The following is a 15,290-nucleotide window of genomic DNA, read 5'->3' as shown; positions in this document are numbered from 1 at the left end:
TTAAGACCGCGGCGCGTGTGCCTGATGGCCCGATGGCCCGCTGACGCTACCGGCCGAGGCGAGGGTACTGTACGATGGATTTTGGACCGCTTACACTTCCGACAGCAGTCGCATCGCTTCTCGGACTTCTTCTGACCGCTGGGGCGGCCTACCTGGGCGGGCGCACGAAGCGCGCTCGCTCGGCGGTGATCCGCTTCGAGACAGAGCTCCGACGCATCCTCGAGGACAAGTGGGGGATTCCGTCGCCGGCGACGCGGCGCATCACACGCTCGACGATCGATCAGGCGCTACAGAACGCGATCGCGCCCTACGATGGCTCGAACGACCCGATCCGTGTCGCCTACACCGACGGGACGTGGCTCGCGCCGATTCCCGCGGACGTCGATCTCCTCCGCGTCGGTGGCGTGTTGACGTCGATTCTTCCGTACCGACCTGAGAGGTTCGACTGCGAGAACTTCGCTGGCGCGTTCCGTGCGCTCGTCGCGTTCGGGCTCGGGACGAACACTGTGGGCGTCGTGATCGACTGGTCGGGTGGGCACGCCTACAACGTGATCGTCGACGCCGACGGTGGCGTGACTTTCTACGAGCCCCAGGACGATCGCGTCGTCGAGGTCGGCAAAGAGGGCAACTACCAGCTACAGAACGCGCTCATCGTGTTCTGAGTCCCCAGAAGACTCCTTTTCAGCAGTTTCGTGTCTCTATACCAACTTACATTATGCACCGGTACAACGAACCCAGTAGGACACAGCACCGTGTCCGAGCTGGGTAGTCTCGCACCAGTACTACTCGGCCGTGATCGCGAACGCGGCGTACATCAGCAACCCACCGCCAACCACTGCACCTGGACCGTACAGTGTGAGGAGGCTGAAGCCTGCCGCGAGCGCGACCATATGATCTTCTACAATGACGATGATGGTTTCACCACCGTGCGACAGTCTGTGATGCACCCACAATCTTGACTGTTTGTGTTCGCCGCGAGGGACGTAGGTGCGCTCATCTACGTTGCCGTCTGAGTATGGCGTGACTGAAAGAATAGCCTGCTAACAGCTGCTGTACGTCACGCCCACCGCGCTTGGAGTTCGCGCTCGACCTGGACCGGGCCGCGCTCGTCGAGGTAGCGTTCGGCTTCGGGCATCGCACACGAGCGCATCGCCATCACTTCGGCGACGAGGTCTGCGCGTGGGCGCGGGTCGACGTCCGCGCTGTCGTCGACGTCGAGTGGGTCGACCGCCGGCGCCGGGACTGCGTTAGGCATCCGTCTCACTCCCACGACCGCGATAGAGTTCGGCGCGGCCAGCTGGCGCGGTCGCGAGCCAGCGGAGTTCGTCGCCGTCGACGAAGCCGATCGCGAGCGACACGTCCGAGTCGCGGGTGGTCGTGATCGAGACGTCTGGGGAAGTCACTGCGACCACCGCCGGCGGCACGATCGGCATTCGAGGACCTGCTGGGTGCCCCAGACGTCACGGTGCTCGCGAGCGCGGATGGCGAGCCGCGCGTTCCGGGACGTACAACACTCAGGCATCGGCTTCGCCCTCTTCGAGGATCTCTGGTCCATCGACCAACACTTGCGCCGACTCCGCTTGCGCGGCCGCGCCCTGGACATACTCCCACTCTTGGCTCTCTTGGTCGAGTTGCTCACGAGCGCCGATCAGGAGCTCGTAGGCGCGTTCGATCAGCGGGCCGACGTCAGGGTCAGCCTCACCGGGCTCGTAGCCGCGTCGCATCGCGTGGAATGTCGGCGAATCGGGGTCGCGTTCCAGGCGCTCCTCAAGGCCCTCGATCGCACACTCACGCGTGCAGAAGTACGTCTTCTTGCCTCGTGGCCAGCCGACATCGGCATCGAACTCCATCCGCGAGACGACAAAACACGGATCCTGGTCGTGCGTCATCGCCATCTTCGTACGAATCGAGCCGTGGCAGTTCTCACACCTCGGCATCTTCGATTACCTCACACGCCGCGCGGACGTGTCGGCGGAGCGCCTCGACGTCGTTGTTCTCGATCGCCTCGCCGGCGGCCAGGACGTGCTGTTCCAACTCGTCGACGTCGAGGGCGCCGTTCTGGTCGCCCTCATCGTCATTCTCGGGGACGTGCTCGTAAAGTCCTCTGTTCACCTTCCGAACGACGCCAGCCTTCTGCAGCTGCCGGAGCGCGTCGTTCACATACTGTTTCCGAACGCCAGTTGCCTCGCGGACGCGCATCGGGTTTACACGCTTCTCGCGGCGAACGACGTCGAGGACCTTCTGTTCGGTCTCGTCGGGTTCATAGTCCATCGCTGGTTCTTGGATGCTCATTCGACCACCTCAATAGTAACGTTTTGCGTACTATGCCAAGTATCTTTCTACGTATCTGACTTAGACAATTACTCCGTAATCACTAAGTACCCACACCTGTTACTATGATATAGGAAGCGCGGGACGCCGCAGAAATCGGCCGGTGCTGATGACACCGACCGTGGCTCGTGACGAGCAATGTCGACTATGAACGCTACCGAGGATAAGTCCCTCGGCACGACTGCGGGCCCCGATCGGGGCGGCATCGACACCGACCATCTCGACCTGCCGTACGACGCGACGCTGCTGGGCGTCGACGGCGAGGGCGACGTCCACCTCCACTCGCCGAAGGCCGATCGCGTGTACGTCCTCGACGACTCTCACGAACCGGCGAAGGTCACCCACGAGACGCCACTCGGCGGCCGCTCGGTCTGGGACTGGGTCGAACACACCGAGCAGGCTCGCGGCGAGTGGGCCGAGCTGCGGTACGTCCGCGGCGGCGCTTTCGAGAACATCGTCCGCGACATCATCCGCGCCCAGGCACAGATCCAGGGCCAGCACGAGGAGGGCCACTGATGCTCGACGGCTACGTGCCGGGGGCGACCGACGAACGCGGCACGCCCGACGCGGCGATCGTCGAGTGTGCGTGCGGCGTGCTGTTCAGGCGTGGCGGCGAGCATCGGCACAACGGCACGTGGATCGACTACGAGACCTTTCGCGCGGAGGTGGCCGACCGATGAGCGCGGCGACCGAGAGCGACGCGGCTGCATCCGACGCCCAGATGATCCAGACACTCGCACGCCTCGAAGACCGCGACATCCGCGCCCTGACGCGGCCGATGAACACGGTCATCGACGACCCCGACACGTGGGGCGACGACGAAGTCGCCGTCTACCACAAAGGGCGACAGCACATCGTGAACGTGGTGACGCAGTCCTGCGACTGCGAGGACTTCCACTATCGCGACGTCGCGTGCCAGCACATCCGGCGGGCGTGGTATGCGACCGGCCGCCGGGAGATTCCCGATGGCATCGACGTCGACGCGCTCGACGCACCGCTTCGTGAGCAACTCGACAGCGAGAGCGATTCTCAGGAGACCCACCGATGACGCTGATCTACAAACTCAAATACGCCGGCGCAGAGCCATTCGAGCCCGAGCAGGGGCGCGACGACATCGACTACCACGAACAGGAGCTCCTCGAGCAGGACGAGACGTACCAGAAGCTCGCGGAGTTGCGGTACCTCGCCGATGACCTCGAAGAGACGCTGAGTCGCGACGTCCTCGCCGCCGAGAGCGACGCCCACGATGCCATCTTCGAGGCGACCGCGATGCGCGATGCGCCATTACAGGTAGCTGTATCGCAGTACGTCGACGCCTGGCTCGCCGATCACCGTGCTGACGCCGACGACCAGGAGGTGGCCGCGGATGCGAATTGACGACGCCAGTCGCGCGGCCGAGACGATGATCGACGAACTCGACCTCGCCAGCGAGGACGACGACTACGAGCTCTATCACGCACTCCTCACCGACGAGCGCTTCGGCGCCGCCTGCTACCTCTATCAGGAAGCCGCGGTCTACGCGAGTGGTGACGATGCGACCGAGGCCGACCGGGAGGCGCGGGACTGTCTCAAGCGCTCGATCCGCGAGCACGCTCAGCGTGTCCGGGCAGAGGTCGGCGACATCGACCAGGAGGGCGCGGATGACTGACGAGACGCTCAACGAGACGTGCGCCGACTGCGGCACACAGCTCGTCCGGACATCCGAAGACGACGTCGCCAATGCGCACAACTGCGCAGTCGTGACGTGTCCGAGTTGCCTCTCGATCGTGCGGAGGGAACGATGAGCGACCGCGACCAGCAGTCGGTCACGCTGCAGTACCGCCCGCTGTCAGGCCCGCGTCGACGTGTCCGCTTCGAGCCGGTCAAGCCCTCGCGGCTCACGCCCGAGGCGTATTGCTACTGGCGTATCGACGAGGTCTACTCGGTCGAGCAGGCGGCCTGGCGCGAGGTCGGGCGCGAACGGACTGACGAACCCGAACTGACGCTCGACGTCGACGACGCAGTTACGGCGGACACGGGGGTGTCCCCAGATGCGTAACCCGCTCGCAGTCGATGGTAACGGCCGCATCGCTCGACTCCGGAATCGCTTCCGCAAGGGCGCGTTTTCACTCGGAGTCGGGGGTATTCTCGTGGCCATCCACGACCTCGGGATCGGCGCTGCTCTCTTAGCGATCGCCGCGATCGCGATCGCCCTCGACGAGCGCCTCGTTCGATCGGGGCTGCTGCCGTGGGGAGGGCGATGACGATGCGTTCGTTTGCTGATGAGGACACGCACTTCGAGTTAGTCACGGCCGAGACGTCCGAGGGCTGGGACGGAGCCCGGCGTGGCGAACCCACGGGCGAAGTGCGCTGTGACGAGTGCGGCCAGGCGGCGATGACGGTCGAAGAGATCCCACACGACAGCGATTGCAGTCAGAGAGGCGTCGTCTCGGAGTGGTGGGCTGCGACGTTCGTTGCTGACGATCGCGACTGCTGACCGAGCAGCCCCACGTGTCGTCGCCGGCAGTTCACTTGCACGGTGGTGTGTGATCTCTAAATTTCCTTACACACGGAAGGGAGCCAGTGTGTCTCTGCCAGAACGCCAGCACGTCGACCACGATTCCCCATCTTGGAGATTCGAGAACGGAATATACTTGACAACGGAATACAATATTTCGGTGCGGGTGTGGTGACCCGCATACAGGCTGTGGTCCTGGTTCCATCCGCTAGTTGAGCCTTGGATCGCGTTGGCGTCGGCGTTTTTGAAGAGTTTCCCGTCGGCGCCCCCCTTTCGTTCCAATCACGGCGACAGTGACAGAGACCTCTCAGGTTTCTCATACACCCGGAACTCGCATATGTATTTTTACACCTGCTTTGCGTCACCGAAACTGAATGATAACGAATTCGAGTGTCTTCGAGGACGACACGCCGCCACGGGAGTTGATGTATCGCGAGGCGGAAGTCGAAGCGCTCCACCGGGCGTGGAAGCCGACACTCGGCGGGCAGGCGGGTGACGAGGTCATCATTTCTGGGAGTTCAGGCGTCGGTAAAACGTCACTCGCCCAGCACACGATCGAACGGATCGAAGCGCAGACCGAGACGGCACACGCTTACGTGCAGTGTCTAGGGGCGTCACCCCAGAAGATTCTCGCGACCGTCCTCCAAGCGCATCCAACGGCGTCGTTCCCGGCCGGTGAAGAGTCACTTGCGGCACTCACAGAGACGCTTCGCGACGCTGTCTCGCACCCGTACATCGTCATCCTTGACGAAGCCGAGGGTCTCCCCGATCTGAATGCGCTCGATCGGCTTGCGGATGTCCCCCAGTTGTCGACAGTCGTCATCGTCCACAATCCAACGCGATGGCGATCGCGGCTCTCGAATGAAGCCGTCAGCGAGCGGTATATCGATGCGACTGACGTCGAGGTCGACAAGTTCGGCGTCGACGAACTCGCAGACATCTTGCGGGCTCGCGCCCGCGTTGGATTGCAGCCCGGTGTCGTCGATCGCTCGCAGTTGGAGTGGATCGCCGACGAAGTCGCTGGCGTCGCTCGTTACGGGATTCAGTCGCTCCGAGCGGCTGCCGAACACGCCGCCGATCGGGGCGCCTTCGAGATCGAGGCCGAAGACATCGAGGCGTGTTTCGAACTCGCCCAACGTCGGATCCGCGAGATCAATCTTCGCTCGCTGACCGTCCATCATCATATTCTGTATGCGCTGATCCACGCGGCCGGGTCGATCAACGGCGTCGAGCTGCACGAGCGCTACGACGCGGTGGCCGAGCAGGTGTATGCGGATACCACGTTGACACCGATCGTCCGTCGAACGCGTCGTGATCGACTCCGGAAGCTCGAAGAATACGAGCTGATCACCCAGGAGGGGACGGGTGTGGCACGCTACGAGGTTGCGGACGCAAGTGTGCAGCCACCGATCGATGTCTCTGTTGCGGCTTCTGTCGCGTCAAATAAGAGGTGAGTAGCCGGGCGTTATGCGCCGCCGGGTGCTTTCGACTGGCTTAACGTGGCCGAGGTCTCGCCGTTCTGGGAAGACCAGACGACGCGGATTGTCTGACCGTTGAATGCGTTCTTGGCCTCTTTTGTGATCGAATTCCCGGCTGTAACGGTCGTGTAGGATTTATTCCACGTTGGAGTGGAATCAGCCCAGTTCGCGCCCGTCGTGTTGAGCTGCGATGCCGTGATCGAATCACCAGACTGGTGCGTGATCGTCACGTTACTAGCACCGTTCGTCGTATTGTAGTCGAACTCGAAACTGGCCTGCGGGGCTGTCTGTTGGACGCCCTGGCCGAGGTTCAGCACGAACGAGCCAATGACGGCCGCGAGGATCACCGTAATTGCGACCATCAGGATCACCCCGATAACGGGAGACACTGCGTCGTCATCTGCGAGGAGTTGTTTTAGCTGCATACTAACTGCTTTAGTAGGGTCTGGCTAAAACATTATCCCCGAACCGAATCTTGTCGAATGACAACCGGCCAGATCACGCAGAGAGAGGCATAGACACTGATACACAACAGATCTACGCTGAACCACACGGCGACAGTTAGGATCAGGTTTCTTCTGATTCTCGTTTCGTTAGTAGCATCCAGACAGCAATGGCGATAACTGCCGCGACAACCCCGAGGCCAGGCAGTTTCCGAGTCGACGAATCGTCCTCAGTTGAGACTGTGGCATTCACCTCACAATCGTTGGTCTGAACAGTTACAGAACTGAACATCACTGTGGTTTGTTCGCCGGGTGCCAACGTCACCTGCTCCTGCCGAACCACCGCACCATCAACGGATAATGTGACCGTTTGAGTATCTTCGATAGAGCCCTCATTGACAATTGTAGCTGATCCTGTGCCGGTTGCTTTACTTCCCAGACAGAAACGACGACCAACATTGGTGTCGGTAATGTTAAATATACTTTCCCCGCCTGCTGGGTTGGCTGCGATGTCCAATAGGATAGTGGATGTATCTGACTTCTCGCTCTTCCAGATCAGTTTCACACGATCTTGCGTCGGCACTGCTTCGATTGTCGTTCCTGCCTTCACAGTCTCGGGGATGTCCGCCTGTGCACCTTGGAGTTCGAGATTCTTTCCAGCGAGAGATTGCCCACCAATGTGGGTTATCCGTAATGTGTCCCCATCCTGTTCGGTGTCAAATGCTGCAGAGGGTGGACTCGTATTCTGTGAATTCGCTAAATTCGAGGCGGGGATTCCCACGGCACCCACTACGACAATCGTGACAGCGACCATTAATATCGTGGCGGTTGTTGAGGTCGCCCCTCGTCTGTGCCCACCCATATCCAGAGCAAATATCTCCACCACATAAATTATAGGGGCAAGTACCCACATTTTGGGCACCATTCAAGGAAGTCTCTACGACATAACTAACAACTAAATTACATACCCGGAAGTTGCGCCCCTTTTTATGCTACCTCCGGTCCTCAGTCGGCGTGTATGCCAGAGCAAGTACAGACGGTCGAGGCGTACACCGGCGACGAAGTGGCGGTTGAGCCGATCAAGCAGCTCTCGAACGGTGGCACGCGCGTCGAGTTAGATGTCGTGGAGGGTCCGCGATGGCGACTTGACGTCAACGGGACGGGCAACGACTACGAGGTCGTGACCTCGTGGGACGCAACCGGACAGTTGGCGGACGTCGACGTGCCCGGTTGGATCGACGACATCCTCGTCCGGTTGCGTCAGGTGTGAGGCCAGGGCCCGAACGGCATCCCCAATCCCCCGTGGTGCAGCCGATCGGGCACTGACTGTGGTCCGGCGTGGTGGAGAGCGAGAATCGCAGGACTACAGCCACCTGAGTAGACGCGAAGTCTAGATTAAAACCCCGTCAGACGCTAGGTGACAAACTTGATACAGCAACCAGTCCCCAATAGTGCCCTCCGATTAGCTACTCGTCGCCGCTGGGATCGAGTTTCCCTCTGCAGAGTCTCCCGTGCTTTCCCGTTCGAGTTTTTCGACGACGGCTTCCTCAATCCATTCGCTACGGCTGTCACCGTATTCGAGTCGGTCGTCAACCTCGTCGACGAGTTCTTCGGAGAGACTGATGCTGATAGTCTTCTTCATACGTGCACTCAGTTGAGGTATGAACTTAATAACTCCCCCACTAATCGAGTTATTGAGCTATTGAGCAACGTTACTATTAAGTTAATACTCAAATAACCAAATAACGGATGGCACGAAGAACAGTCCACATCCCAGACGACCTCGACGACCGCGTCGAAGATTACGGCGGGTTACACGACAGTTACAGCGGCCTTGTGCAAGAGGCTCTTCGTGAATACCTCGATCGGCGTGAAAACGGCGCGGAGACGCTTGAGACGGCGAAGAATTAACCACTGCCCACGCGGGCGACCCAGTCCAACGAGTCCGCCCGCGCAGGTGGTGGTCCCGATCACCGCAGTCAGCAATGAACGAGACCACCCGAACGGAGGGCAAGCGCCCTCAAAAAGACGACGGCACGAGTACTGACACAGAACCGACGCCGCGCGATGCGTGGTTCGACCTGCATCACTTCCAGCGCGACATCCTCGCGGCGATCGCGGCCCACGACGGCGTCCCGCACGGCCTCGCGATCAAGGACCAACTCGAAGCGTGGTACGACGAGGAAGTCAACCACGGCCGCCTGTACCCAAACCTCGACGAGCTGGTCGAGGGCGACCTCCTCGCCAAATCGGAGAAGGACAAGCGCACGAACGGCTACGCACTCACCGCCCAGGGCACAGACGTCCTCGCAGCGGGCGCGGAGCACCTCGACGCCGTGCGCCCAGCACCAGGACACCGGCTCGCGGCCGCCGACCCCAAGACGCAACCCGACGATGCGGGCGACGTCGACGACACGGTCGCGGACCCGAAGTCACTCGACGTGTTGCAAACGATCAGTGGCGTCGGTCGCCGGCGGGCGCAGGCACTCATCAACGCCGGCTACGAGTCGGTCGGATCCCTGCGCGAGGCACCGGTTGAGGAGATCGCCGCTGTCGAGTCGGTCAGCGAGTCGGTCGCGGTGCAGATCAAGACTGACATCGAGCCCAGTCCCACCAACAAAGCCGCACTCCACAGTGACGGCGGCTACGGGGTGACCGACTGATGGCGGCCGAAGACCTCGTCCAGAACATCGTCCGCGCTTCGGACGACGCCGAACCGCGCCGGCGAGAGGCACTCCACCGATCGGAGACACCCAGCGGCCGGCAACTGCTCTGCGAGCCGCAGACGATCGCCCGTGCGAAACTCTTCGGGCGCGTCCGATCGAGCGCGTGGATCACCGCCCACCCGAACGACCTCGTCGACGTCGAGGAGGTGGCCTGAGATGTACGCCGCGATTCTACACGCGGTTGCCGGCGGCGACGTCGCAGACGGCAACGCCACGCTCGACAGCGACCTCGACCGGCGGCCCTACGCCGACCTCTCGGCGACCGAATACCTCGACGGCCACACGGTCTACGACGGCACGCTTGCGGGCTACGTCCCCACCGAGCAGCCGAAGTTCTACACCGACGCCGACACCGAACACCCGAGCCTCCACGTTGAGACCGACGAGGCCGAAGTCCCGATCACGACCGACGTGGTTGCGGACCTCGAAGCGGGGTGGGCGGGTGTCGACGCCGGCGATGGCGCCGACCTGCTCGAAACGATCCTGCTCGGACAACTATCGGCCATCCCCGAACGCACCGAACTCGATCTCCCGGCGATCGCCGAGACGCTGCCCGACGACGCGATCGTCGAGGGCGTCGTCACGAGCGAGGATGCCGACGAGGATGATCGCGACGCCGCGGCGGCGCTGTGGCACGACGAAGCCCCGAAGCGACACTCGATCCCCACGCAGGGGCTGTCGCAGTTGTCGATTCGGTACCGGTGGGACGGCTACCCGATTCACGGTACGCTCGCCGCATCGGGTTACGTCGCGATCTACTCGGACATCACGATTGAGGCGTTCGCCCGCTGGGTCACCGAGGTCGTCTGGCCGAACTCGGTCCACGAGGACGGCACAGTCGGCGGCCAGACCGAGTTGGGCGACGATCCCGACGTCTGCGCCGAGTGCGGTCGCGAGAGCGACGACCTCCTGCGGCACGAGGCCGCACCGGTCGACGGAACGCTGTGCCCGGTCTGTCGGGATCAGTACGACGAGGTCGCCGATGGAACGGGAGGTGAGGCGGCGTGACGTCGATCACGCATCTGCTGTTCGCCGGTGACGGCTACGGCGGCCACATCGAGTCCGGGCTGCGATACATCTCGCTGTGCGGAACGACGTTCGATCCCGAGGCCGTCGACCGCGAGGCGTACGCCTGCCCAAACGACCCCGACCACAAGCACGCTCACCTCTGCTTTGACTGCACGAGTGTCCGGAACGGCGGCAGTGTTCGCGAACACCACCGCAGCCGTCACGGAGGTGCGTCTGCGTGACGTTCGACCGCGTCGAAAAGCGCCACGGAGGGTCGTACGCAAAAGATGAGCCACAGCTTGCTATTTACCCGGCGGGCACTGCGCGCTTCAACAAGAGCGCCAGTTGCAAGTGGCTCGGCGACGTCGACGTCGTTGAGTTCTACGTCGATCGCGAAGGTCGTCAGTTAGGCATCGCTCGGGGCGGCGACCCTGACGACGCCTGGGCGTTGATCTCTGACGGCCCGGGGTATGGCGTGTCGTTTCGGGGGATTCTGTCACAGTTCGGTCTGAGCCGCGAGGTGATCGGCCAGACAGTCTACCTCGATCTCGACCACGATGCCAGCGAGGGCCTGCTCGTCGCCGACGCCGAGCCGCTGTTCGACGAAGCGGAGGGGAACGAATGAGCCAGCAGTTCCGTGTCGTCGATCGTGTCGCCCGCGAGACCGCCGAGATGCTCGAAGCGACCGACGCGATCCTCGCACACGACGACGAGCACACGTACGTCCTCGAGGAGGTCGACGATGCCGAGTGATCGGCCTGACGACGTCGAGCAGCACCTCGACGCGATCGAGCGGCACATCCACGCGGCCCGTGGCGACATCGACACCACAGCCGACGTGAGCGTCCACGACTTCCGGATCCCGACCGGAAACGAACTGCGAGCGCTCCGTAAGACGTGCGGCCTCTCGGTCGACGAGGTTGCCACGCAGATCCCGTATGAGGCGACCACCGTTCGGAACGTCGAATCCGGGACGAACGCGCCCGGACGGGCGTTGATCCAGACGCTACTGCGACTCTATCGGATGGAGTGGCCCCGAGGTGAGACCTATGAGTGATGCCGACACGCGCGTCTGGGTCGCCGTCGACAGCGGGACCGACGTCTATCACTACGTCGACGACTGCGCTGGGCTGCAGTCGGGTGGTCCTGCTGGCGAGTGTGCTGACGCGACCCCGACGACGATCGGCGACGTCCCAGACCGCTTCCGGCCGTGCGAGCGCTGTCGCTATTTCGACATCCCGGCGCTCGAGGACGCGCCCGCTCGCCGAGATCGCGCCCAGACCGAGACGGCGCCGTGGATCGTTGCGCTCGGCGCGGCGCTCGGGCTCGCGATGCTCTTCGTCGCGATCTACGGAGGTGCACTGTGAATGTCCTCTCGTCACCGGCGCAGCAGCGACGTGCGAGCGCCGACGCCCTCGACGCCGGACGGCCGAGCGCAGGCGTGGAAGACCCAAGATGGGATGCGCCTGCGCGGAGAGTGCAACGGCCACGCGCGGACCCACCCCGGCCGGCAGTGGGACGCCCGCTGTCCCGACGGCTGGGAGGGCTATCCGCTCCGCGTCGCCTGGCGCGAGGCTGTCGCGACCGACGTGAAGACGGACCGGGAGACGACCGCCCGCGTCCATCTGGCGACCGAGATGCTGTTGATCGCCTGTCTCGGGGCGATCGTGAGCACGGTCCCGGCCCACTGGGAGAACGTCGACGTCACCGAGACCGCAGCGGAAGCCCGCAGCGAGGCACAGTCAGCCAATCGCTATCGCGAACAGCAGTTTACCCCTACCAATGAGTGAGACACAGCAGCGAGAGGGCGACCTCTCATTCCGTGACCGCAGCGACCGTGAGAAACTCGAATCGCTCACCGAGAAGTACGACGCCGATACGAAGATCGGCCGCTATGCGCGCAACATCCTCAATGAGATGGCCGGCGGCACCGACGCCCAAGAGGAGGATGACGATGTCTGAATCAGACGTCGAGGGCCGCTTCGGGATGGGCCTCGATATTCTCCAGGAGGGCGACCAGTTCGTCACGTGTCTCGGGGTCGATCGTCGAGACGAGCTCGTCGGTCGTCGTGTCGGTCGCCTCGGAGACGGCGTCAGCAGCCGTGTCGGTCAGTGGAGCCGAACAGTTGGGGCAGAACCGCTGGCCCTCGCGGACCGACGACCGGCAGCGCGGACACGGGAAGACCGTCGGCTCGTGCTCATCGCGCTCGATGTCGATCCCGTAGTGTGCGAGGATCTGGTCGTTGAGTTCCTCGTCGCGAACCCCGGAGTAGGTCTTGATCTGGTCGGTATCGACGTCCCACATCGCCCGGTGTTTGATCGCCTGCTCGGAGAGCCCCTCGCGGATCCACCGCGAGATGGCCGTCTTCCGGAAGTTGTGCGTGTTCACGCGCTCGCGTGCGACCCCAGCCTTGTCGGCGGCCGTCTTGATGCGTCGCGAGAGATACTGGTAGGTCATCGCGCCATCTTCGCCGTCCTCGTCGAGGTCGTACCAGCCGGCGCTCTTGTGGATCAGTGCCGCCTCGTCGACGTCGCGTCGCGGATGGTTGTTGAGATACGAGGTGAGGTGCGACTCGCTCCACGTCAGCGGGACAGTCCCCGAGGCACCCTTCACGTTCGCGTCCTCGTTGATCGACAGCGTCGTCATCTGCCCGCTGGTGTCGAGGTCGCGGATCCGGAGGCTGGCGATCGCGCCGATACGGAGGCCGGTGTCAGCGAGCAGTGCGATCGTTGCTTTGTCTCGCGGGTTCGGGGCAGCATCGAGGAGGTCGTCGATCTCCTCGTCGGTGAGGAGTTCGTCGGGGTCGACCGATCGACTGGGCTGTGCGCCGATCGTGATGTCTTCGGCCCACGGCTCGTCGCGATGGCGGAAGAACTTCCGGAGCGACTTCCGGTAGTTGCGGCGGGTACCTTCGGCGAGTCCGTGTTCGTGGTTCAACTCGAAGAGCAGCGTGTCGACATCGGACTTGTCCATCTCGACGAGCGGGACGTCGGCGCGCTCCGAGGAGAGCCGGAGGTGGTTGATCCGGGCGCCCATCGTGCCTTCGTTGAGGTTACCGGTGGCGTCGAGGGCGTGGATGAAGTTGAGAATGGCCTCGCGGTCGCGCTCGTCGATATCGGCGTCCTGAACGCGCTCGTACTGGTTACGGAACTTTCGCGCGTATCCTTGGACGTCTTCGGTACCGACCATATCCAGTTTGTTGACAGCAGGGACTATGAAACATCTAGCTATAGTCCGCCCGGGACTACTACTTCTGTGACAAACCGAACGGGGAGTCACGAATGCGAGACTGTCGGGCGATTCGAACCCAGAGGCCGAGCAGACGCGAGTCCTCGCGGGGCGAATCCACGTTGGGGTACTCGCAGTTCATATAGTAGCGTCTGCAACTGATAGGGAGTATCGTAACGGTTCAGAGGCTGTCGCCGTACTATCCGGCGAGAAATCTATGCGGATGTACGATAATCCCTATGAGTACACAGCCAATCGCACGACTACGTGCGATTCGGTGCGTGAAGACGTGCAAACGCTACGATAGCGATAACGAACCCTGTGCCCCCGCTGTCGACCGAGTCGGATATTCAGTCAGTTGCCTAAAGGGAATACGAGCGTCGTGACTCAGCGGGACGTGTCGTCGGGACGCCAAAGAAAATGAAGCCGTCGGGTGCGGTTAGCGCGCTATTCGTTGAACGCGAAGTACGCGCCGGCGACGATCGCCAGGATGACGATCACGACGCCAGCGATGAGCAGCGGGCCAGGCCCGCCGTCGTCACCGGGCGGCGACGTCGTCGTCGCCTGGGTCGCCGGTTCGGTCGTCTCGTCCGGCTGTTCGGTCGTGTCGACCGCAGTCGTCGTCACCTGCGCTTGATCGTCCTGCACGGTCACGGCGAACGGCGAGAAGCCCGTCGTCTGCGCGCTCAGGACGACTTCGCTACCGTCCTGGCTTTCGACGGTCGTCTCGAGCGTCTGCCACGCGCCGTCCGTGTAGTGCTGGATGGCCAGCTGCTCCGCGCTCGCGCCCAGTTCGTCGAGGCGTGACTGCGAGACGGTGATCGTGACCGTCGCGCTCTCGCCTTCCGGCGGATCCGGTGCGGAGATGTCGACGCCCGTCACGTACTGGCCCGGCGGGGCAGGTACGTCAGCCGGCGGGTCCGGCAGTTCTTCGACGGTCGCCTGACCGGTCGCGCCCGGCACGGTCACGGTGACGCTCGTTGCGCCCGTGCCGCCCGAGAGCTGGACCTGCGCGGCGCCGTCCTGGTCGAGATCGACCGTTTCGGAGACTGGCTCGGGGGTGTCGTCGGCCGGCGGGGCATCGCCACCGCCGCCAGTACCGCCAGTACCGCCATCACCGGTGTCACCGTCGCCGCCGTCAGGCGTTTCGGTGGGCGTGGTGGCGACGTCAGCGGTGAAGTTCACCTGCGCGCTGCTGCCGGGTTCCCAGGTCGCCTGGGTGCTTGCATCCGTCCCTGCGACGGAGATGGTGACCGTGTCACCGTCTTCGAGACCGTTCTCTTTGGGGACCTGCAGGTCGTAGTACCCGTCGGAGTCGGTAGTGGTATTGGCGATCACCGCGCCGTCGTAGGTCACTTCTACAGTCTGGTCAGCGACGCCGACGCCGTCGCTGGAAACCGTCCCGTAGAAGCGCTGCGGCGGCACCGGTGGTGTGCCCTCTTCTTGGGCCGCGGCCAGCGGCGCGAAGCCTGCGCTCGCGACCGTCAACAGTGCGACGACTACGACCAACAGCCGCAGCGCCGAACGTTGCCTAGTTCGTGTCATTATGTGTTATGTGAGTAGTCCTGTCTACCTTTG

33 protein-coding genes and 1 pseudogene are annotated in these 15,290 nt (G+C 63.0%); 24 read left to right on the top strand and 10 right to left on the bottom strand.

The genetic code is table 11. The features are described 5' to 3' along the window. Window positions 1-74 precede the first annotated feature (74 nt). Window positions 75-662 carry a hypothetical protein gene (locus RBH22_RS01210; protein WP_306676276.1) on the top strand — a complete coding sequence of 196 codons (588 nt, stop codon included), beginning with the start codon at window positions 75-77 and terminating at the stop codon, window positions 660-662. A 120-nt stretch (window positions 663-782) separates the two neighbouring features. Here RBH22_RS01210 and RBH22_RS01205 read toward each other — a convergent pair whose 3' ends face one another. The 5 genes from RBH22_RS01205 to RBH22_RS01185 all read right to left on the bottom strand — a co-directional run bounded on the left by RBH22_RS01205 (window position 783) and on the right by RBH22_RS01185 (window position 2,292). Then, on the bottom strand, window positions 783-947 hold the full coding sequence (locus RBH22_RS01205) for a hypothetical protein (protein ID WP_306676275.1): 165 nt from the start codon (window positions 945-947) through the stop codon (window positions 783-785). A gap of 110 nt (window positions 948-1,057) precedes the next feature. Next, entirely contained in the window at window positions 1,058-1,255 is a 198-nt protein-coding gene (locus RBH22_RS01200) for a hypothetical protein (RefSeq protein WP_306676274.1), read from the bottom strand. Further along, entirely contained in the window at window positions 1,248-1,433 is a 186-nt protein-coding gene (locus RBH22_RS01195) for a hypothetical protein (RefSeq protein ID WP_306676273.1), read from the bottom strand. The genes RBH22_RS01200 and RBH22_RS01195 overlap by 8 nt, the downstream gene beginning before the upstream one ends. An 81-nt stretch (window positions 1,434-1,514) precedes the next feature. Beyond that, on the bottom strand, window positions 1,515-1,937 hold the full coding sequence (locus RBH22_RS01190; protein ID WP_306676271.1) for a hypothetical protein: 423 nt from the start codon (window positions 1,935-1,937) through the stop codon (window positions 1,515-1,517). After that, window positions 1,924-2,292 (bottom strand): hypothetical protein, encoded by a 369-nt coding sequence (locus RBH22_RS01185; RefSeq protein ID WP_306676270.1) that lies wholly within the window; start codon window positions 2,290-2,292, stop codon window positions 1,924-1,926. Before RBH22_RS01185 ends, RBH22_RS01190 begins: the two co-directional genes overlap by 14 nt. A 186-nt stretch (window positions 2,293-2,478) precedes the next feature. Here RBH22_RS01185 and RBH22_RS01180 point away from each other — a divergent pair, with 186 nt between their 5' ends. From RBH22_RS01180 to RBH22_RS01135, 10 genes are all read left to right on the top strand, one after another. Continuing rightward, entirely contained in the window at window positions 2,479-2,847 is a 369-nt protein-coding gene (locus RBH22_RS01180) for a hypothetical protein (RefSeq protein WP_306676269.1), read from the top strand. After that, a complete protein-coding gene (locus tag RBH22_RS01175; RefSeq protein ID WP_306676268.1) occupies window positions 2,847-3,011 on the top strand; it encodes a hypothetical protein in 165 nt (54 codons plus the stop codon). The genes RBH22_RS01180 and RBH22_RS01175 overlap by 1 nt, the downstream gene beginning before the upstream one ends. Next, window positions 3,008-3,379, top strand: coding sequence for an SWIM zinc finger family protein (locus RBH22_RS01170; protein WP_306676267.1), 372 nt, complete (start codon window positions 3,008-3,010; stop codon window positions 3,377-3,379). Before RBH22_RS01175 ends, RBH22_RS01170 begins: the two co-directional genes overlap by 4 nt. Beyond that, window positions 3,376-3,708 carry a hypothetical protein gene (locus RBH22_RS01165; RefSeq protein WP_306676266.1) on the top strand — a complete coding sequence of 111 codons (333 nt, stop codon included), beginning with the start codon at window positions 3,376-3,378 and terminating at the stop codon, window positions 3,706-3,708. Before RBH22_RS01170 ends, RBH22_RS01165 begins: the two co-directional genes overlap by 4 nt. Further along, a complete protein-coding gene (locus RBH22_RS01160; protein WP_306676265.1) occupies window positions 3,698-3,979 on the top strand; it encodes a hypothetical protein in 282 nt (93 codons plus the stop codon). The genes RBH22_RS01165 and RBH22_RS01160 overlap by 11 nt, the downstream gene beginning before the upstream one ends. Next, window positions 3,972-4,115 (top strand): hypothetical protein, encoded by a 144-nt coding sequence (locus RBH22_RS01155; protein ID WP_306676264.1) that lies wholly within the window; start codon window positions 3,972-3,974, stop codon window positions 4,113-4,115. The genes RBH22_RS01160 and RBH22_RS01155 overlap by 8 nt, the downstream gene beginning before the upstream one ends. Continuing rightward, on the top strand, window positions 4,112-4,369 hold the full coding sequence (locus RBH22_RS01150; RefSeq protein WP_306676263.1) for a hypothetical protein: 258 nt from the start codon (window positions 4,112-4,114) through the stop codon (window positions 4,367-4,369). Before RBH22_RS01155 ends, RBH22_RS01150 begins: the two co-directional genes overlap by 4 nt. After that, on the top strand, window positions 4,362-4,574 hold the full coding sequence (locus RBH22_RS01145) for a hypothetical protein (protein WP_306676262.1): 213 nt from the start codon (window positions 4,362-4,364) through the stop codon (window positions 4,572-4,574). The genes RBH22_RS01150 and RBH22_RS01145 overlap by 8 nt, the downstream gene beginning before the upstream one ends. A gap of 2 nt (window positions 4,575-4,576) precedes the next feature. Continuing rightward, entirely contained in the window at window positions 4,577-4,807 is a 231-nt protein-coding gene (locus tag RBH22_RS01140; RefSeq protein WP_306676261.1) for a hypothetical protein, read from the top strand. A 395-nt stretch (window positions 4,808-5,202) separates the two neighbouring features. After that, window positions 5,203-6,282 (top strand): AAA family ATPase, encoded by a 1,080-nt coding sequence (locus RBH22_RS01135; protein ID WP_306676260.1) that lies wholly within the window; start codon window positions 5,203-5,205, stop codon window positions 6,280-6,282. Between the two features lie 11 nt (window positions 6,283-6,293). Here RBH22_RS01135 and RBH22_RS01130 read toward each other — a convergent pair whose 3' ends face one another. After that, on the bottom strand, window positions 6,294-6,731 hold the full coding sequence (locus RBH22_RS01130) for a type IV pilin N-terminal domain-containing protein (RefSeq protein WP_306676259.1): 438 nt from the start codon (window positions 6,729-6,731) through the stop codon (window positions 6,294-6,296). Between the two features lie 142 nt (window positions 6,732-6,873). Beyond that, the gene (locus RBH22_RS01125; RefSeq protein WP_306676258.1) at window positions 6,874-7,674 is read right to left on the bottom strand and encodes a type IV pilin; all 801 of its coding nucleotides are present in this window, start codon (window positions 7,672-7,674) and stop codon (window positions 6,874-6,876) included. A gap of 93 nt (window positions 7,675-7,767) precedes the next feature. Between RBH22_RS01125 and RBH22_RS01120 the strand changes: the two genes are divergently transcribed. Then, window positions 7,768-8,019: a hypothetical protein gene (locus tag RBH22_RS01120; protein WP_306676257.1), complete on the top strand. Its 252-nt coding sequence runs from the start codon at window positions 7,768-7,770 to the stop codon at window positions 8,017-8,019. Window positions 8,020-8,211: 192 nt separating this feature from the next. Here the strand turns inward: RBH22_RS01120 and RBH22_RS01115 are convergent, their stop codons facing one another. Beyond that, a complete protein-coding gene (locus tag RBH22_RS01115) occupies window positions 8,212-8,391 on the bottom strand; it encodes a ribbon-helix-helix domain-containing protein (protein WP_306676256.1) in 180 nt (59 codons plus the stop codon). 107 nt (window positions 8,392-8,498) lie between these two features. Here RBH22_RS01115 and RBH22_RS01110 point away from each other — a divergent pair, with 107 nt between their 5' ends. The 12 genes and pseudogenes from RBH22_RS01110 to RBH22_RS01055 all read left to right on the top strand — a co-directional run bounded on the left by RBH22_RS01110 (window position 8,499) and on the right by RBH22_RS01055 (window position 12,445). Further along, window positions 8,499-8,660, top strand: a complete 162-nt coding sequence (locus RBH22_RS01110) for a hypothetical protein (RefSeq protein WP_306676254.1) — start codon at window positions 8,499-8,501, stop codon at window positions 8,658-8,660. 170 nt (window positions 8,661-8,830) lie between these two features. Beyond that, window positions 8,831-9,049, top strand: a pseudogene (locus RBH22_RS01105) (helix-turn-helix transcriptional regulator); the annotation flags it as partial. Window positions 9,050-9,085: 36 nt separating this feature from the next. Further along, window positions 9,086-9,412: a helix-hairpin-helix domain-containing protein gene (locus tag RBH22_RS01100; RefSeq protein WP_306676727.1), complete on the top strand. Its 327-nt coding sequence runs from the start codon at window positions 9,086-9,088 to the stop codon at window positions 9,410-9,412. Further along, window positions 9,412-9,630 carry a hypothetical protein gene (locus RBH22_RS01095; RefSeq protein WP_306676252.1) on the top strand — a complete coding sequence of 73 codons (219 nt, stop codon included), beginning with the start codon at window positions 9,412-9,414 and terminating at the stop codon, window positions 9,628-9,630. The genes RBH22_RS01100 and RBH22_RS01095 overlap by 1 nt, the downstream gene beginning before the upstream one ends. Before the next feature lies 1 nt (window position 9,631). Continuing rightward, window positions 9,632-10,483 carry a hypothetical protein gene (locus RBH22_RS01090; protein ID WP_306676251.1) on the top strand — a complete coding sequence of 284 codons (852 nt, stop codon included), beginning with the start codon at window positions 9,632-9,634 and terminating at the stop codon, window positions 10,481-10,483. After that, window positions 10,480-10,725 (top strand): hypothetical protein, encoded by a 246-nt coding sequence (locus RBH22_RS01085; RefSeq protein ID WP_306676249.1) that lies wholly within the window; start codon window positions 10,480-10,482, stop codon window positions 10,723-10,725. The genes RBH22_RS01090 and RBH22_RS01085 overlap by 4 nt, the downstream gene beginning before the upstream one ends. Continuing rightward, complete coding sequence (locus RBH22_RS01080; protein WP_306676248.1) at window positions 10,722-11,108, top strand: hypothetical protein; 387 nt, start codon at window positions 10,722-10,724, stop codon at window positions 11,106-11,108. Before RBH22_RS01085 ends, RBH22_RS01080 begins: the two co-directional genes overlap by 4 nt. Next, window positions 11,105-11,236 (top strand): hypothetical protein, encoded by a 132-nt coding sequence (locus RBH22_RS01075; RefSeq protein ID WP_306676247.1) that lies wholly within the window; start codon window positions 11,105-11,107, stop codon window positions 11,234-11,236. The genes RBH22_RS01080 and RBH22_RS01075 overlap by 4 nt, the downstream gene beginning before the upstream one ends. After that, a complete protein-coding gene (locus RBH22_RS01070; protein ID WP_306676246.1) occupies window positions 11,226-11,540 on the top strand; it encodes a helix-turn-helix transcriptional regulator in 315 nt (104 codons plus the stop codon). The genes RBH22_RS01075 and RBH22_RS01070 overlap by 11 nt, the downstream gene beginning before the upstream one ends. Next, window positions 11,533-11,850, top strand: coding sequence for a hypothetical protein (locus RBH22_RS01065; RefSeq protein ID WP_306676245.1), 318 nt, complete (start codon window positions 11,533-11,535; stop codon window positions 11,848-11,850). The genes RBH22_RS01070 and RBH22_RS01065 overlap by 8 nt, the downstream gene beginning before the upstream one ends. Further along, window positions 11,851-12,273, top strand: a complete 423-nt coding sequence (locus tag RBH22_RS01060; RefSeq protein ID WP_306676244.1) for a hypothetical protein — start codon at window positions 11,851-11,853, stop codon at window positions 12,271-12,273. Continuing rightward, complete coding sequence (locus RBH22_RS01055; RefSeq protein WP_306676243.1) at window positions 12,266-12,445, top strand: hypothetical protein; 180 nt, start codon at window positions 12,266-12,268, stop codon at window positions 12,443-12,445. The genes RBH22_RS01060 and RBH22_RS01055 overlap by 8 nt, the downstream gene beginning before the upstream one ends. Window position 12,446: 1 nt before the next feature. Here the strand turns inward: RBH22_RS01055 and RBH22_RS01050 are convergent, their stop codons facing one another. Next, window positions 12,447-13,673, bottom strand: a complete 1,227-nt coding sequence (locus RBH22_RS01050) for a tyrosine-type recombinase/integrase (protein WP_306676242.1) — start codon at window positions 13,671-13,673, stop codon at window positions 12,447-12,449. A gap of 486 nt (window positions 13,674-14,159) precedes the next feature. Continuing rightward, window positions 14,160-15,257, bottom strand: coding sequence for a PGF-pre-PGF domain-containing protein (locus RBH22_RS01045; RefSeq protein ID WP_306676241.1), 1,098 nt, complete (start codon window positions 15,255-15,257; stop codon window positions 14,160-14,162). Window positions 15,258-15,290: the final 33 nt, after the last annotated feature.

The organism is Halobellus sp. H-GB7 (assembly GCF_030848585.1).
GTDB lineage: Archaea > Halobacteriota > Halobacteria > Halobacteriales > Haloferacaceae > Haloquadratum > Haloquadratum inordinatus.
The sequence above is the reverse complement of the archived record's forward strand: the minus strand, read 5'-3'. Positions and strand labels throughout refer to the sequence as shown.

Bases quoted from the DNA above. Each gene is read 5' to 3' on its own strand.
- RBH22_RS01210 (WP_306676276.1), top strand. From the start codon at position 75: ATGGATTTTGGACCGCTTACACTTCCGACAGCAGTCGCATCGCTTCTC.
- RBH22_RS01200 (WP_306676274.1), bottom strand. From the start codon at position 1,255: ATGCCTAACGCAGTCCCGGCGCCGGCGGTCGACCCACTCGACGTCGAC.
- RBH22_RS01195 (WP_306676273.1), bottom strand. From the start codon at position 1,433: ATGCCGATCGTGCCGCCGGCGGTGGTCGCAGTGACTTCCCCAGACGTC.
- RBH22_RS01190 (WP_306676271.1), bottom strand. From the start codon at position 1,937: ATGCCGAGGTGTGAGAACTGCCACGGCTCGATTCGTACGAAGATGGCG.
- RBH22_RS01185 (WP_306676270.1), bottom strand. From the start codon at position 2,292: ATGAGCATCCAAGAACCAGCGATGGACTATGAACCCGACGAGACCGAA.
- RBH22_RS01180 (WP_306676269.1), top strand. From the start codon at position 2,479: ATGAACGCTACCGAGGATAAGTCCCTCGGCACGACTGCGGGCCCCGAT.
- RBH22_RS01175 (WP_306676268.1), top strand. From the start codon at position 2,847: ATGCTCGACGGCTACGTGCCGGGGGCGACCGACGAACGCGGCACGCCC.
- RBH22_RS01170 (WP_306676267.1), top strand. From the start codon at position 3,008: ATGAGCGCGGCGACCGAGAGCGACGCGGCTGCATCCGACGCCCAGATG.
- RBH22_RS01165 (WP_306676266.1), top strand. From the start codon at position 3,376: ATGACGCTGATCTACAAACTCAAATACGCCGGCGCAGAGCCATTCGAG.
- RBH22_RS01160 (WP_306676265.1), top strand. From the start codon at position 3,698: ATGCGAATTGACGACGCCAGTCGCGCGGCCGAGACGATGATCGACGAA.
- RBH22_RS01155 (WP_306676264.1), top strand. From the start codon at position 3,972: ATGACTGACGAGACGCTCAACGAGACGTGCGCCGACTGCGGCACACAG.
- RBH22_RS01150 (WP_306676263.1), top strand. From the start codon at position 4,112: ATGAGCGACCGCGACCAGCAGTCGGTCACGCTGCAGTACCGCCCGCTG.
- RBH22_RS01145 (WP_306676262.1), top strand. From the start codon at position 4,362: ATGCGTAACCCGCTCGCAGTCGATGGTAACGGCCGCATCGCTCGACTC.
- RBH22_RS01140 (WP_306676261.1), top strand. From the start codon at position 4,577: ATGCGTTCGTTTGCTGATGAGGACACGCACTTCGAGTTAGTCACGGCC.
- RBH22_RS01135 (WP_306676260.1), top strand. From the start codon at position 5,203: ATGATAACGAATTCGAGTGTCTTCGAGGACGACACGCCGCCACGGGAG.
- RBH22_RS01130 (WP_306676259.1), bottom strand. From the start codon at position 6,731: ATGCAGCTAAAACAACTCCTCGCAGATGACGACGCAGTGTCTCCCGTT.
- RBH22_RS01125 (WP_306676258.1), bottom strand. From the start codon at position 7,674: ATGGTGCCCAAAATGTGGGTACTTGCCCCTATAATTTATGTGGTGGAG.
- RBH22_RS01120 (WP_306676257.1), top strand. From the start codon at position 7,768: ATGCCAGAGCAAGTACAGACGGTCGAGGCGTACACCGGCGACGAAGTG.
- RBH22_RS01115 (WP_306676256.1), bottom strand. From the start codon at position 8,391: ATGAAGAAGACTATCAGCATCAGTCTCTCCGAAGAACTCGTCGACGAG.
- RBH22_RS01110 (WP_306676254.1), top strand. From the start codon at position 8,499: ATGGCACGAAGAACAGTCCACATCCCAGACGACCTCGACGACCGCGTC.
- RBH22_RS01095 (WP_306676252.1), top strand. From the start codon at position 9,412: ATGGCGGCCGAAGACCTCGTCCAGAACATCGTCCGCGCTTCGGACGAC.
- RBH22_RS01090 (WP_306676251.1), top strand. From the start codon at position 9,632: ATGTACGCCGCGATTCTACACGCGGTTGCCGGCGGCGACGTCGCAGAC.
- RBH22_RS01075 (WP_306676247.1), top strand. From the start codon at position 11,105: ATGAGCCAGCAGTTCCGTGTCGTCGATCGTGTCGCCCGCGAGACCGCC.
- RBH22_RS01070 (WP_306676246.1), top strand. From the start codon at position 11,226: ATGCCGAGTGATCGGCCTGACGACGTCGAGCAGCACCTCGACGCGATC.
- RBH22_RS01065 (WP_306676245.1), top strand. From the start codon at position 11,533: ATGAGTGATGCCGACACGCGCGTCTGGGTCGCCGTCGACAGCGGGACC.
- RBH22_RS01060 (WP_306676244.1), top strand. From the start codon at position 11,851: ATGTCCTCTCGTCACCGGCGCAGCAGCGACGTGCGAGCGCCGACGCCC.
- RBH22_RS01055 (WP_306676243.1), top strand. From the start codon at position 12,266: ATGAGTGAGACACAGCAGCGAGAGGGCGACCTCTCATTCCGTGACCGC.
- RBH22_RS01050 (WP_306676242.1), bottom strand. From the start codon at position 13,673: ATGGTCGGTACCGAAGACGTCCAAGGATACGCGCGAAAGTTCCGTAAC.
- RBH22_RS01045 (WP_306676241.1), bottom strand. From the start codon at position 15,257: ATGACACGAACTAGGCAACGTTCGGCGCTGCGGCTGTTGGTCGTAGTC.